This window comes from Candidatus Thiodictyon syntrophicum, assembly GCF_002813775.1.
Classification (GTDB): domain Bacteria; phylum Pseudomonadota; class Gammaproteobacteria; order Chromatiales; family Chromatiaceae; genus Thiodictyon; species Thiodictyon syntrophicum.
Genome location: NZ_CP020370.1, coordinates 6,663,092 through 6,675,459, shown reverse-complemented (window position 1 = coordinate 6,675,459; position 12,368 = coordinate 6,663,092). Strand labels below are relative to the sequence as shown.

Here is a 12,368-nt window from a genome sequence, read left to right as displayed (position 1 = left end):
GAGGAACATAGGGGCAAGTATGCGTGAGATCGTCGTTCCTTGCTCGTCTCGCGGCCCGCTGCTGTGACGCAGCTACAGGGTCCCGCAACCGTGTAAGACGATCCTGCCGAACGGGGCTGCGGCACTGCCTGGGTTTCTTGCCTCGCTGCGGGAGAACCGGGACAGCACCCGATCCATCTCCGAGCCCCGCCAAGGCTGAAGCCTTGGACTCCTGGGGCTTCAGGCCACCAGCAATTCCCGATGTTTCTGCCGCAGCTTGCCAAGCTTGGGTGAGATGACCGCCTGGCAATACCCCTGGTAGGGGTTGCGGCGGTAATAGTCCTGGTGATAGTCCTCGGCCGGATAGAAGGTCGGGAGCGGGGCGACCTCGGTGACGATCGGATTGGGCCAGACGCCGTCGCGGGTCAGTTGGGCAATGACCGCGAGGGCGGTCTCGCGCTGCGCATCCGTGTGCCAATAGATGACGGAGCGGTATTGGGTCCCCACGTCGGCCCCTTGGGCGTTGAGCGTGGTGGGGTCGTGGACGGTGAAGAAGACCTCCAGGATGGTCCGGTAGTCGATCGCTGCGTTGTCGAAGGTCACCTGGACGACCTCCGCGTGGCCGGTGCTGCCGGTGCAGACCTGCTTATAGGTGGGGTTGGGCTGGGGTCCGCCGGCGTAGCCGGAGACGACCGCGGTGACGCCCTTGAGATCCAGAAAGGCGGCCTCGACGCACCAGAAACAGCCGCCGCCCAGGGTTGCGGTCTCGCTCGCCATCGTCGTGTCCTCGTTGTCTTGCAGTTGAGCGTCAGGTGCCGGTGCGGCGCACCGAATTCAACCGACGGCTGGCCGCACCCCGCCGCCGACTGGCACAATGGGCGCCCCCACCGCGCGATTCCATCCGATGCTCCAACCCCGCTTTCGTCTGATTACCCTGGATCTCGACGACACCGTCTGGCCCTGCGAGCCGGTGATCCGCGCCGCCGAGGAGGCGTTGCTGGACTGGCTCGCCCGGCACGCGCCGCGCCTGGCCGCGCTCCATGACCGCCAGTCACTGCGCGAGCACCGCTCCCGGCTGATGGCGGAGCGCCCGGGGATCGCCCACGATCTGGGTTTGGCCCGGCAGTTGTCGATCGTGTCCCTGCTGGAGGGGCTGGGCTACCCGCCGGACCTGGCGGGGCGGTTGGGCGAGCAGGCCCTGGCGGTCTTCATGGCGCACCGCAACCGCATCGAGCCCTTCCCGGACGCGGCGCCGGTGCTGCGGCGCCTGGCGGCGGACTACCAGTTGGTGTCCATCACCAACGGCAACGCGGACCCGGAACTCACCCCGCTCGCCGGTCTCTTCCACCACCACATCACCGCCGCCCGGGCCGGGGCGGCCAAGCCGGACCCGATCGTCTTCGATCTCGCCCTGCGTCTTACCGGTACCGGCCCCGGGGAGTGCCTGCACGTCGGTGACGAGCCCTACCTGGACGTGGAGGCGGCGCGCTGCATCGGGATCGAGGCGATCTGGATCAACCGCCTGGGGCGCACTTGGCCGGACGACCTGGCCCCGCCGACCCTGACCATTACCGATTTGCACCAACTCGCCGCTTGGCTCGACATCTCGGGAGGCGGTAGGCCGTCCGCGGATGACGCTTAAGGTGAGCCGAGCACTCGGCGGGGCGGCCTTATGTCACGCCCTTTCAGGGCTGGACACTCTCTCGCGCACCACCCAGGGCGTTGCCCTGGGCTGGTATGTCAGGCCCCTTCGGGCTCTGGCGGCGCATTCCGAGCCTGGGCGCGGTTGCTCAGGCACGACGCTGATCACGACGCATTGGTTCCTAAAGAGGGCATGAGTCCGCAAATGAAGGCGAAGAAACACAATGGAATTTGACCTGCTCGCCACTCAGGATCTGGCCCGCCGCGCCCGCCTGTCCTTCCCGCGCGGAGTGGTGGAGACCCCCGCCTTCATGCCGGTCGGCACCTACGGCACGGTGAAGGCCATGACCCCGGAGGAGCTGATCGCCCTGGGGGCGCAGATCGTGCTGGGCAACACCTTTCATCTGATGCTGCGCCCCGGGGTGGAGGTGATCCGCCGCTGCGGGGACCTGCACCGCTTCATGCATTGGGAGGGGCCGATCCTCACCGACTCCGGCGGTTTCCAGGTCTTCAGCCTGGGTGAACTGCGCAAGATCACCGAGGCGGGGGTGCGCTTCCGCTCCCCGGTGGACGGCAGCCCGGTGTTCCTGGGGCCGGAGGAGTCCATGGCCGTTCAGCGCGCCCTGGGCTCGGATATCGTCATGATCTTCGACGAGTGCACGCCCTACCCGGCCGATTTCGACACGGCCGGCGCCTCCATGGAACTGTCGCTGCGCTGGGCCGCCCGCTCGCGCGCGGCGCACGCCGACAACCCCGCGGCCCTGTTCGGCATCGTCCAGGGCGGGATGCACGAGTCGCTGCGCGAGCGCTCGCTCGCCGGGCTCGTGGAGATCGGCTTCGACGGCTACGCGATCGGCGGGCTCTCGGTGGGCGAGCCGGAGGCGGACCGGCTGCGGGTGCTGGATTTCCTGGCGGATCGGTTGCCGGCGGATCGACCCCGTTACCTGATGGGGGTCGGCACCCCCGAGGACATCGTGGCCGCGGTCTGCCGCGGCATCGACATGTTCGATTGCGTCATGCCGACCCGCCATGCCCGCAACGGCTGGCTCTTCACCCACCAGGGCACGGTCAAGATCCGCAACGCCGTCCACCGCACCGACGAGGGCCCGCTCGACCCCCGCTGCGACTGCACCACCTGCCGCAACTACAGCCGTGCCTATCTCTATCACTTGGATAAATGTCACGAAATCCTGGGCGCCCGGCTCAATACCATTCATAACTTGCACTATTATCAGGCCCTGATGCGGGGGCTGCGCGACGCCATCGCGGCGGGGACGCTCGAGGGGTTTATCGCCGAGTTTCGGGACCTGCGTGCGCCGCGAGCAGCGGCCCCGGGGTGAGTGCGCTATAATGCGGGGCTGTTTTTGCCCGGGTTGCGGCCGGTCGCGTGCCGGCCCGGCCTCTTACAAACATCCGGTAACCACCAGGAAACCCCCATGAGCTTCTTGATTTCCGATGCAAACGCCCAGGCCGCGGCCGCCGGCGCCGGGTCCATGTCGGACCCCTTGTTCACCCTGCTGCCCTTGGTGCTGTTCGCGGTCGTCTTCTATTTCCTGCTGATCCGCCCCCAGTCCAAGCGCCAGAAGGAGCACAAGCGGATGGTCGACGGGCTGACCAAGGGTGACGAGGTGCTCACCCTGGGCGGTATCGCCGGGCGTGTCACCGACTTGGGCGACAACTTCGTGCTGGTGGAGATCGCCGAGGGCACCCAGGTCAAGGTTCGCCGTGCGGCCGTCGATGCCGTGCTGCCCAAGGGTTCCCTGAAGGACCTCTGAGCGGGTCGATCCCCTGATTTCAGGTCGGGGCCGCCGGTGGCCGCCCCCCGACTCCCCGCGACCCTGTCTGCCGCCTGAGCGATTGGAAGTGCGATGAACCAATATCCCCTGTGGAAAAACCTGCTGATCCTGGGCATCGTCCTGACCGGCCTGGTGCTGGCCTTGCCGAACATCTTCTCTCAGGACCCCTCCATCGAGGTCGCGGCCGTCCGTGGGGGCCATGTGACCGAGGCCACGGCCGGGGAGATCCGCGCCGCCCTGGAGGCCGCCCAGGTCCCGGTCAAGCGCATCGATACCCTGGCCGGCGGCAAACTCCTGCTGCGGTTCGCCAGTTCCGGGGACCAGTTGCACGCCGAGGAGGCGATCGAGAACACCCTCTCCGACCGCTACCGCAGCGCCCTGACCCTGTCCGCCGACCTGCCCCGCTGGGTGCGCGCGCTGGGCCTGCGGCCGATGAATCTGGGGCTGGACCTGCGCGGTGGCATCTATGTGCTGATCGACGTGGACATGGACGCCGCCCTGGACCAGTCGCTGGAGCGCTATGTGGAGGACATCCGCACCCAATTGCGTGACGCCAAGGTGCGCTATGTCACAGTCGGCCGCGAGAAGGGGCGCGTCGTGGTCAAGTTCGCGGAGGTCGCGTCGCGGGACGCCGGAGAGAAGGTCATCGCCAAGGAGTTCCGGGATCTGAAGATGCAGACCCTGGAGCAAGACGGTGAATTCCTGGTGACGGTGTCCCAGACCCCGGCCCAGCAGAAGCAGATACAGGACTTCGCGCTCCAGCAGAACATCACCACCCTGCGCAACCGCGTCAACGCCCTCGGCGTAGCAGAACCCATCATCGCCCGCCAGGGGGACCGGCGGATCGTGGTGCAACTGCCCGGCGCCCAGGACCCGGGCCGCCTCAAGGAGATCCTGGGGGCCACGGCCACCCTGGAATACCGGCTGGTGGATACCGAACACAGTGCCGCCGACGCGGAGGCCGGCCGGGCGGCGGTGGGCAGTCGGCTCTACAAGACCCGCGAGGGTCAGCCGGTGCTGCTCAAGCGCCGGGTGATCGCCACCGGCGACCAGATCACGGATGCCTCCTCGGGCTTCGACTCGCAGAGCGGCACCCCGATGGTCAGCGTGAGTCTGGACGCACCGGGCGGCCGGCGGATGCGCGAGATGACCACCGAGAACGTGGGCAAGCCCATGGCCGTGGTCTTCATCGAGAACCGCACCACCACCAAGCAGGTGGACGGCAAGCCGGTGAAGCGTACCGAGAAGGTGGAGGAGGTGATCAGCGTCGCCACCATTCGCGAGCCCTTCGGGCGGCGCTTCCAGACCACCGGGCTGGACAGTGCCGACGAGGCCCACAATCTCGCCCTGCTGCTGCGCTCCGGGGCACTCGCCGCCCCCATCCAGATCGTCGAGGAGCGCACCGTGGGCCCGAGCCTGGGTCAGGACAATATCGACAAGGGGGTGCGCTCGGTAGTGGTCGGCTTCCTACTGGTGTGCGCCTTCATGGGCGTCTATTACCGGGTGTTTGGGATGATCGCCAACCTGGTGCTGCTCGCCAACGTGGTCCTGCTGGTCGCCATCCTGTCGGCCATTCAGGCGACCCTGACGCTCCCCGGCATCGCCGGTATCCTGCTTACCGTGGGCATGGCGGTGGACGCCAACGTGCTGATCTATGAACGTATCCGCGAGGAGTTGCGCAACGGCAACTCGGTCCAGGCGGCGATCTATACCGGCTATGACAAGGCCATGGCGACCATCATCGACTCCAACGTCACGACCATGATCGCGGCCGTGGTGCTGTTCAGCTTCGGTACCGGGCCGGTCAAGGGATTCGCGATCACGCTCTTCTTCGGCATCCTGACCTCCATGTTCACCGCCGTGATCGGCAGCCGCGCCATCGTCAATCTGATGTACGGCCACCGGCGCCTCACCAGCCTGCCTATCTGAACCTGCCTGACTAACCGGGAGCCGAGTCATGGAACTCTTCAAGCGCACCAATATCGATTTCATGTATATCCGCTGGCCGGCCATCTGGCTGTCCTCGCTGATAAACCTGATCGGTATCGCCTCGTTCATCTTTCTCGGGTTCAACTTCGGGCTCGACTTCACCGGCGGTACCGTGGTCGAGGTCGGCTACGCGCAGCCCGCGAACCTGGTCCAGGTGCGCTCGGCACTCGCCGAGGGCGGTTTCAAGGAGGCCGGCGTACAGCACTTCGGCAGTACCCGCGAGGTCCTGATCCGGCTGCCCCCGGTCGCCGAGGGCACCGGTTCCACGCTGGGCGACCGGGTCATCGCCGCGCTCAGCACCGACCCCGAGGTGGGCAAGGTGCAACTGCGCCGGGTCGAGTTCGTCGGCTCGCAGGTCGGCGGGGAGTTGGTCGAGCAAGGGGGGCTCGCCATCCTCTACACCCTGATCGGCATCCTGATCTATGTGGCCATCCGCTTTGAATGGCGCTTTGCGGTGGGTGCGGTCATCGCCACAGTCCATGACGTCATCGTGGTACTGGCCGTCTTCTCCATCTTCCACATCGAGTTCGACCTGACCGCCTTGGCCGCGGTGCTGGCGATCATCGGCTATTCGCTCAATGACACGGTCGTGATCTACGACCGGATTCGGGAGAACTTCCGCAAGGTGCGCAAGGGCACGGTCATCGATGTGGTCGACCTGTCCATCAACGAGACCCTGTCGCGGACCATCATCACCCACGGCGTCACCATGTTGGCGGTGCTTGCCCTGTTCTTCCTGGGCGGCCAGGTCATTCATGGGTTTGCGCTGGCCTTCCTCGTCGGCATCGTCACCGGCACCTACTCGTCCATCTATGTGGCGAGCAGCTCGGTGGTATTGCTGGGGATCAGCCGCGCGGACCTGCTGCCGCCGCCCAAGGAAGGCCCGGGCGTGGATGCGCGGCCTTAGTGCCGCAAAGCCCAAAGCCCGATACCATTCGCGCATCACCGTGAGCTTGGGAAATGGACAGGATTAACAGGATTTCTCAGGATTTACAGGATATCGCCTGTGCTGGATATCCAGCTTTATTTATCCTGTTAATCCTGCAAAATCCTGTTGATCCTGTCTAATTCCTAATCACTTGTGAACATGCTTCATTATCGTGTAATCGGCGATATTGCGGGGGCTGTCGACCAGGTTTCGCCGTACCTCCGAGGGGCACAGACGACATGGTCTCGCCGCAGGTTTGTCGGTTGGCTGGCCCTGGCCGTCGGCGCCCTGCTGGCCGCCTGCGGCGCGCCGACCGACCCCCAGGTCGAGGTCACGGGTCCCACCATGGGGACCTACTATGCGGTCAAGGTGGCCCGGCCGCCGGCCGGTCTCGACGCACAGACCCTGCAGGCCGGGGTGGAGTTGGTGTTGAAGGGCGTGATCGACGCGATCTCGACCTATGACCCGCAGTCCGAGCTGTCCCGCCTGAACCGCAACCCCAGCACCGACTGGGTGCCGATCTCGAGCGAACTCTATGCAGTCCTCGCCGAGGGCCAGCGTCTCAGCCGACTGTCCGACGGGGCCTTCGACATCACCGTGGGTCCGCTGATCAACCTCTGGGGCTTCGGACCCCAGCCCAAAGCGGACGCGGTTCCCAGCGCGGAAGCGATCGCGGCGGCCCGTGAGCGCGTGGGTTACGACAAGCTCGAGCTGCGCGCCGACCCGCCCGCCATCCGCAGACAGCGCGGCGATATCTATATCGACGTCTCGGCCCTGGGGGAGGGCGAGGGGGCGGATCGGATGGCCGCCTATCTGGAATCACTCGGGGCGACCGACTATATGGCGGCGGTCGCGGGCACCATGCGGGTGCGCGGCAACAATGCCAAGCGTCTTGCCTGGGGGATCGCCATCGAGGTGCCGGACCCGAGTGACCGCGCGGTGCAGCGCATCCTGCCGCTCACCGACAGTGCCGTCTCCACCTCCGGCGACTACCGCAACTTCTTCAAGGCGGCGGGCAAGCGTTACTCACACCACATCGACCCCCGGACCGGGAACCCGGTCGAGCAGCGCCTCGCCTCGGTGAGTGTCGTGGCCCCAGGCGGCGGGGACAGCGCCCGACGCGCCGACGGCCTGGCGACGGCCCTGATCGTCATGGGGGAGGAGCGGGGGCTGGCCCTGGCCGAGTCCCAGGGACTCGCCGCCTACTTCATCGTCCGCGAGGATCGGGGCTTGCGCGAAGTCACCAGCACCGCCTTCGCGCGGATCGCTGCGGACTTGGTGCATTAGTGCGTTGATACGTGTCGCGTCCCGCCCCCGCTCGGCCGGGCGGGTCCGCATCGCCTGTGTGAGGCGCATTGCGCCGCGAGGGTCGGCGGCCGGACCAATGATCAAGGCGGCACCACCGAGACCGATCCAAACTGGAGAAGGTGGGCGTGAAGGCGGAGGCCGTCTGGATACCGCAGCCCACCCTGACGACCTTACTCACGCAGTAGGTAAAGCTCCATTGCTTGTCGGTGAACCCCCAGGTGCCAGGCAGGAGTCCCCGCCCGGGAAGGGCATACTTCAATCCCCTTCGCCTGGCTAGCCGATCGCGGTAAACTGCCCCCCAGACCTGCCTACTCCGGGACCCACTCCCGGCGCGGGTCCCTGTCACCCGCCGGCGTAGCTCAGTTGGTAGAGCAGCTGATTTGTAATCAGCAGGTCCACGGTTCGAATCCGTGTGCCGGCTCCAATAAAAACAAGTGGTCAGGCGCAGCGCCGATCTTTTTGACTGTCCGAAAGCCCCGCCGGGGTAACGCTGGGGGTAACCAACCGCACCCGTCAGGCCCTGTTCGGGGCTGGTACGCCCGTTCGTCGGTCCACGCAGCGGCAGGCCCGCGCCGCCACCAATTGCACAAGGGGAGGACGCCATGACCGCGGAAATTGAAAGCCTGGTTCTTGAGCATCTGCGCGCGATCCGGTCGGACCTTGCGGACCTCAAGCGGGAGGTCACCGGCAACAGCGTGCAGTTATCCGCCGTGGGCCAACAACTGGCAGGGCTGACTGCGGCGGTCTACGCGAGCAAGTCCGACGTTGACGATTTGAAGCGGCGCATGAACCGCGTAGAGCGGCGGCTGGAACTGACCGACACCCAGTGAGGGGACGAGCGCAGCGCGCCCGTGCCCGGCGCGGACGCGCAAGACCATCTCCTCAAGTCCCGTGACGCGGCCCTGACACTCTCGCGCGCCAAGGCCATCGCCGAGGCCAAGCCGGACAAGCCGCACCTGGTCTATGCCCCGGCCCGGTTCGTCTCCCAGCGGGTCTTGGAGGATGCCAAACTCCCCTGCGAGGTGGCCTTTGCGCCCTTACCTTTCGCCCTGTACCGCGTGGAGAGGCCCCAATGAGCACACCACACGCCGCCGCTGCGCCGTTGCCGTTACCGGCAGAGCCCGAGTTCAACGAGGCCGAGGTTCTGCGCCAGATGGTTGACATCATCGTTCGCGAGGCCGACCCGGAGGCCATTATCCTGTTCGGCTCGCGGGCCCGCGGCGAGGCCGGCGTGGGTTCCGATGTGGACCTGCTCATCATCGAGCGCGAGCCCTTCGGCCTGGGCCGCAGCCGGATAGGGGAGGCGGCGCGCCTGTATCAGGCGCTCGGCGATATGCCGGTGTCCAAGGACCTGCTGCTGTACACCCGCGCCGAGGCGGAGCGTTGGCGCGGGTCGTTGAACCACGTGGTTGCGCGGGCGTTGCGCGAAGGTCGGGTGCTGTATGGCACAGACTGAGCACGCGGCCTCTATGTTGCGGCTGGCGAGGCGGGATCTCTCCAGGCCCGCTACGAGGAAGGCGATCCAGACGCGGACGAAGTCAGGGCAATCGCATCAGATAATTAGCAATTACTGTTAGACGAAACACGAGGATCACGTGACAATCCACTGACTTTTCTGTCTTGTGGAGTGGCGACGATGTGCGAAACAACCCTGGATCGGTCGCTGGCCGGGCATTTTTCCGCGCTGGAAGACCCGCGCTGCCCGATCAAGCGCCACCACAACCTGATCGACATGATCGTCATCGCCATTGCGGCAACGCTCTGCGGCGCGGACGGCTGGGTGGCCATCGCGCAGTTCGGACGCACGAAACGGCCGTGGTTTGCGCAGTTTCTGGAGTTGCCCAAGGGCATCCCGGCCCACGACACGTTCGGGCGGGTGTTCGGGTTGCTGGCGCCGGAAGCATTCGAGACGTGCTTTCGCGCTTGGGTGGCGTCGATTCGTGAAGTGATCCCCGGCGAGATCATCGCCATCGACGGCAAGACGCTGCGCCGCTCCCACGATCGGGCCAAGGGTCTGGCCGCGCTGCACGTGGTCAGCGCGTGGGCGACGGCCAACCGCGTCGTCCTTGGGCAAGTCGCCACCGACGCGAAGTCCAACGAGATCACGGCGATCCCGCAGTTGCTGGCGTTGCTGCGTCTCCAAGGCTGCATCGTCACCATTGATGCAATGGGCTGTCAGACCAAGATCGCCGAGCAGATCATCGAGCAGGGGGCCGACTACGTGCTGGCGCTCAAGGGCAACCAGGGCACGCTGGCCACCGAAGTCGAGGAGGCGTTTATCGATGCCGACGCGCGGGATTACGCGGGGGTCGACACGCAGATGCACGAAACCCACGAGCATGGCCATGGACGGGTGGAGACCCGCCGCTACCGGACCTTGGGTGATCTCTCCGGCGTACCGCGCAGCGCCCTGTGGAAGGGCATGAACATGATCGGCATGGTCGAGTCGCAGCGCGAAGTCGCTGGCAAGATCACCCGCGAAACTCGCTTCTACATCGGCAGTATCGCCACCGACGTGGCCCGCTTCGCCCGTGCCGTGCGTGATCACTGGGGCGTGGAGAACGATCTGCATTGGAGTCTCGATGTGGCCTTCCGCGAGGATGACTGCCGCGTGCGCGAACCGGGCGCCCGCGAGAACCTGGCCGTACTGCGCCACATCGCGCTGACGCGGCTGAAGAACGACAACACCAAGCTCGGCATCAAGAACAAACGCTTGAAGGCCGGTTGGGATGAACGCTACTTGACGAAGCTGCTTTTTGAAGCACCGGATGCCAAGCCAAAAACACGTGTATCAGATTCTCCGAATATTAGTGTAGCGTGATGCGATTGCCCTGCGGACGAAGTGCTCGACCGCCCGGCCGCCGTCGCCGAGGTGACGGCCCTGCTGGAGCATGTGGCCGCTTTTCTCGGCGATACGGAGACTTAGCCCGCCATGCCGCTGCGCGATTTAGACTATCAGGCGCGGGTGCTGACCCGCTTTGACGAGTATCTGACTAAGGGCTTGGCGTGGTTGATTTTCTCAACCACGCCACTGGGTGCCGATCGGGTGGGGCAGCGGCCGCAGCGGTCACCGCCGGAGGTACTCAGAACGCCAAGACGATCTCCGCCCGCAGGAAGTAGGAGCCGTCCTGACGGTTGACGGCGTAGAAGTCGCCCGGGGCCAGGTACTCGGCGACCAGGTGGCCGGAGAGGTTCTTGTTGAACTTGGTCTTGACCCACCCGGTGAAGAGATGGCCGCGGAAGTTGCCGTCGTGGCTGATGTTGTAGAACTGGCTCAGGGTGCGCACGCTCTGCTGGTCGGCCCACAGGGCGTGGTAGTCGAGCAGGACCTCGGTGGTCGGGTGGACCTTGGCGATCCAGCCCAGGTTGGCGCGGATCAGGTTGGTGGCCTGGCCGACCCGGCTGTCCAGGGGCCACTGGTAGATCATCAACTCGCTCCACTGGGGCCAGCGCCCCCAGAGTGGGTCGAAGGCCTCGTTGTTCTTGGTGTTCGGGTCGTCGCCGGAGAGGTACTCCAGGTCGACGTGCACGCGGTTGGCCAGCTTGTCGTTGAAGGCGTAGGTCAGGCGGCCGTTGAAGCCTAAGGCGGAGATGTCCTGATTGACGGCGTCGAAATTGACCCGGTTGGCACCCCACTCACCCGCGGCCTCGGCCCTCAGGTTCCAGTGTGGCGAGAGCTTGGAGTTGATGCGCAGACCCACGGCATAGACCTGTCCGTCGTCCGGCGGGGAGGAGAAGGGATAGCCGTTGTTCACGCGCATGTTGCGGGGGGTGTAATTCGGCCGGTTGCCCTTGTAGATGGCGTACAGGTCGAGATTCGTGTCCTTGATCAGCGACTTGTTGCGGGCATAGAGGATGGTGCCCTGCTCGTATTGCTCGGTCTGGTCCTCGATATCGCCGTTCAAGGGCTTGGGGAAGTTATCCGTATTGGCGGGATTGTTGATGTAGATCAGGTCGAAGGTGGTCTTGAGCGAGTCCACCGCCCAGGTGGCGCGGGCGGCGTCCATATAGATGGTACGCGAGCCGTCGATGGGGGTGCCGTCCAAGACCAGCCAGCCGTCGCCCAGGATGACATCCTGGCGGCCGACCTTAAGTGACAGGCCGGTGTTGGCGATCTTCTTGAAATCGAGCGTCAGGACATCGAACAGGACCCCGCCGACATACCAGGGCTCGAATGCGATCCCCGGCGGAAAGGACGCCGGGGTGAAGGCGCTCTTCGGGGGCAGGGTATAGTGACGGCCCTCCCACATCAGGCGGGCGGCCAGCGCGAAGTGCTCGCTGGGGGCCCATTGGCCCCACCCGCGGAACCGATAGCGCTGAAAGACGCGGTTCGCAGTGGGGTTCGCGAGCCCGGTAGAGGCGCCCCTGGGCGTCAGGGTCATCTCGTTGAGCCCGAGGTTGCCGATGTACTCCTCGCGCAGGCGGGTGTCCGCACCGAAGCTGAATTTGCCGTAGGTCTGATCGGCCGCCGCGCTTTGGGAAGCCAGGGTGCCAAGTGCGCCCAACGCCAGGGACAGGACCGCCGCGGCGCTGCGGAAGTGGTTACAGTTCATCTTCCACCTTCTTCTCTTCGATGGCCCAGGCGCGATCCTCGCGGGTCACCTCATCGACCGCGGCATTACGCCGCACCAAGCCATAGATGACGCTGATCGCGGCCACCGCGATACAGCCCAGAAAGGCGGCCAGGACCATGGGGTCTGGGATACCGAGCATTGTTGTCTCCGATT

The 12,368-nt window shown here is 65.7% G+C and carries 13 protein-coding genes and 1 tRNA gene; 11 read left to right on the top strand and 3 right to left on the bottom strand.

Annotated elements, in window-relative coordinates; all coding sequences use genetic code 11:
- Positions 1–219: 219 nt before the first annotated feature.
- Entirely contained in the window at positions 220–756 is a 537-nt protein-coding gene (gene msrA, locus THSYN_RS28575) for a peptide-methionine (S)-S-oxide reductase MsrA (protein WP_100922117.1), read from the bottom strand.
- 127 nt (positions 757–883) lie between these two features.
- Here msrA and THSYN_RS28570 point away from each other — a divergent pair, with 127 nt between their 5' ends.
- The 11 genes from THSYN_RS28570 (at position 884) to THSYN_RS28520 (ending at position 10,462) form a co-directional block, all read left to right on the top strand.
- Positions 884–1,621 (top strand): HAD family hydrolase, encoded by a 738-nt coding sequence (locus THSYN_RS28570; protein WP_100922116.1) that lies wholly within the window; start codon positions 884–886, stop codon positions 1,619–1,621.
- A gap of 223 nt (positions 1,622–1,844) precedes the next feature.
- Positions 1,845–2,960: a tRNA guanosine(34) transglycosylase Tgt gene (tgt, locus tag THSYN_RS28565; protein WP_100922115.1), complete on the top strand. Its 1,116-nt coding sequence runs from the start codon at positions 1,845–1,847 to the stop codon at positions 2,958–2,960.
- A 96-nt stretch (positions 2,961–3,056) separates the two neighbouring features.
- Positions 3,057–3,395: a preprotein translocase subunit YajC gene (gene yajC, locus THSYN_RS28560; protein ID WP_100922114.1), complete on the top strand. Its 339-nt coding sequence runs from the start codon at positions 3,057–3,059 to the stop codon at positions 3,393–3,395.
- A 93-nt stretch (positions 3,396–3,488) separates the two neighbouring features.
- On the top strand, positions 3,489–5,345 hold the full coding sequence (gene secD / locus THSYN_RS28555; RefSeq protein WP_100922113.1) for a protein translocase subunit SecD: 1,857 nt from the start codon (positions 3,489–3,491) through the stop codon (positions 5,343–5,345).
- A gap of 28 nt (positions 5,346–5,373) precedes the next feature.
- Positions 5,374–6,312 carry a protein translocase subunit SecF gene (gene secF, locus THSYN_RS28550; RefSeq protein ID WP_100922112.1) on the top strand — a complete coding sequence of 313 codons (939 nt, stop codon included), beginning with the start codon at positions 5,374–5,376 and terminating at the stop codon, positions 6,310–6,312.
- Between the two features lie 180 nt (positions 6,313–6,492).
- Positions 6,493–7,620, top strand: coding sequence for an FAD:protein FMN transferase (locus tag THSYN_RS28545; protein ID WP_100922111.1), 1,128 nt, complete (start codon positions 6,493–6,495; stop codon positions 7,618–7,620).
- Between the two features lie 369 nt (positions 7,621–7,989).
- Positions 7,990–8,065, top strand: a tRNA-Thr gene (locus THSYN_RS28540).
- 178 nt (positions 8,066–8,243) lie between these two features.
- Complete coding sequence (locus tag THSYN_RS28535) at positions 8,244–8,471, top strand: hypothetical protein (protein ID WP_100922110.1); 228 nt, start codon at positions 8,244–8,246, stop codon at positions 8,469–8,471.
- Positions 8,472–8,492: 21 nt separating this feature from the next.
- Positions 8,493–8,717 (top strand): hypothetical protein, encoded by a 225-nt coding sequence (locus tag THSYN_RS28530; protein WP_216644642.1) that lies wholly within the window; start codon positions 8,493–8,495, stop codon positions 8,715–8,717.
- On the top strand, positions 8,714–9,097 hold the full coding sequence (locus tag THSYN_RS28525) for a nucleotidyltransferase domain-containing protein (protein ID WP_100922109.1): 384 nt from the start codon (positions 8,714–8,716) through the stop codon (positions 9,095–9,097). The genes THSYN_RS28530 and THSYN_RS28525 overlap by 4 nt, the downstream gene beginning before the upstream one ends.
- A gap of 180 nt (positions 9,098–9,277) precedes the next feature.
- Entirely contained in the window at positions 9,278–10,462 is a 1,185-nt protein-coding gene (locus THSYN_RS28520) for an ISAs1 family transposase (protein WP_100917659.1), read from the top strand.
- A gap of 262 nt (positions 10,463–10,724) precedes the next feature.
- On the opposite strand, the gene THSYN_RS28515 is transcribed toward THSYN_RS28520, so the two are convergent.
- Together THSYN_RS28515 and THSYN_RS35040 are read right to left on the bottom strand one after the other, a co-directional pair.
- Positions 10,725–12,194 carry an alginate export family protein gene (locus THSYN_RS28515; RefSeq protein ID WP_172965353.1) on the bottom strand — a complete coding sequence of 490 codons (1,470 nt, stop codon included), beginning with the start codon at positions 12,192–12,194 and terminating at the stop codon, positions 10,725–10,727.
- Positions 12,184–12,354 carry a symporter small accessory protein gene (locus THSYN_RS35040; RefSeq protein WP_172965352.1) on the bottom strand — a complete coding sequence of 57 codons (171 nt, stop codon included), beginning with the start codon at positions 12,352–12,354 and terminating at the stop codon, positions 12,184–12,186. Before THSYN_RS35040 ends, THSYN_RS28515 begins: the two co-directional genes overlap by 11 nt.
- Positions 12,355–12,368: the final 14 nt, after the last annotated feature.

What these genes read in the sequence shown, in the direction of transcription:
- msrA (WP_100922117.1), bottom strand. Translation starts at nt 756, where the DNA reads ATGGCGAGCGAGACCGCAACCCTGGGCGGCGGCTGTTTCTGGTGCGTC.
- THSYN_RS28570 (WP_100922116.1), top strand. Translation starts at nt 884, where the DNA reads ATGCTCCAACCCCGCTTTCGTCTGATTACCCTGGATCTCGACGACACC.
- tgt (WP_100922115.1), top strand. Translation starts at nt 1,845, where the DNA reads ATGGAATTTGACCTGCTCGCCACTCAGGATCTGGCCCGCCGCGCCCGC.
- yajC (WP_100922114.1), top strand. Translation starts at nt 3,057, where the DNA reads ATGAGCTTCTTGATTTCCGATGCAAACGCCCAGGCCGCGGCCGCCGGC.
- secD (WP_100922113.1), top strand. Translation starts at nt 3,489, where the DNA reads ATGAACCAATATCCCCTGTGGAAAAACCTGCTGATCCTGGGCATCGTC.
- secF (WP_100922112.1), top strand. Translation starts at nt 5,374, where the DNA reads ATGGAACTCTTCAAGCGCACCAATATCGATTTCATGTATATCCGCTGG.
- THSYN_RS28545 (WP_100922111.1), top strand. Translation starts at nt 6,493, where the DNA reads ATGCTTCATTATCGTGTAATCGGCGATATTGCGGGGGCTGTCGACCAG.
- THSYN_RS28535 (WP_100922110.1), top strand. Translation starts at nt 8,244, where the DNA reads ATGACCGCGGAAATTGAAAGCCTGGTTCTTGAGCATCTGCGCGCGATC.
- THSYN_RS28525 (WP_100922109.1), top strand. Translation starts at nt 8,714, where the DNA reads ATGAGCACACCACACGCCGCCGCTGCGCCGTTGCCGTTACCGGCAGAG.
- THSYN_RS28520 (WP_100917659.1), top strand. Translation starts at nt 9,278, where the DNA reads ATGTGCGAAACAACCCTGGATCGGTCGCTGGCCGGGCATTTTTCCGCG.
- THSYN_RS28515 (WP_172965353.1), bottom strand. Translation starts at nt 12,194, where the DNA reads ATGAACTGTAACCACTTCCGCAGCGCCGCGGCGGTCCTGTCCCTGGCG.
- THSYN_RS35040 (WP_172965352.1), bottom strand. Translation starts at nt 12,354, where the DNA reads ATGCTCGGTATCCCAGACCCCATGGTCCTGGCCGCCTTTCTGGGCTGT.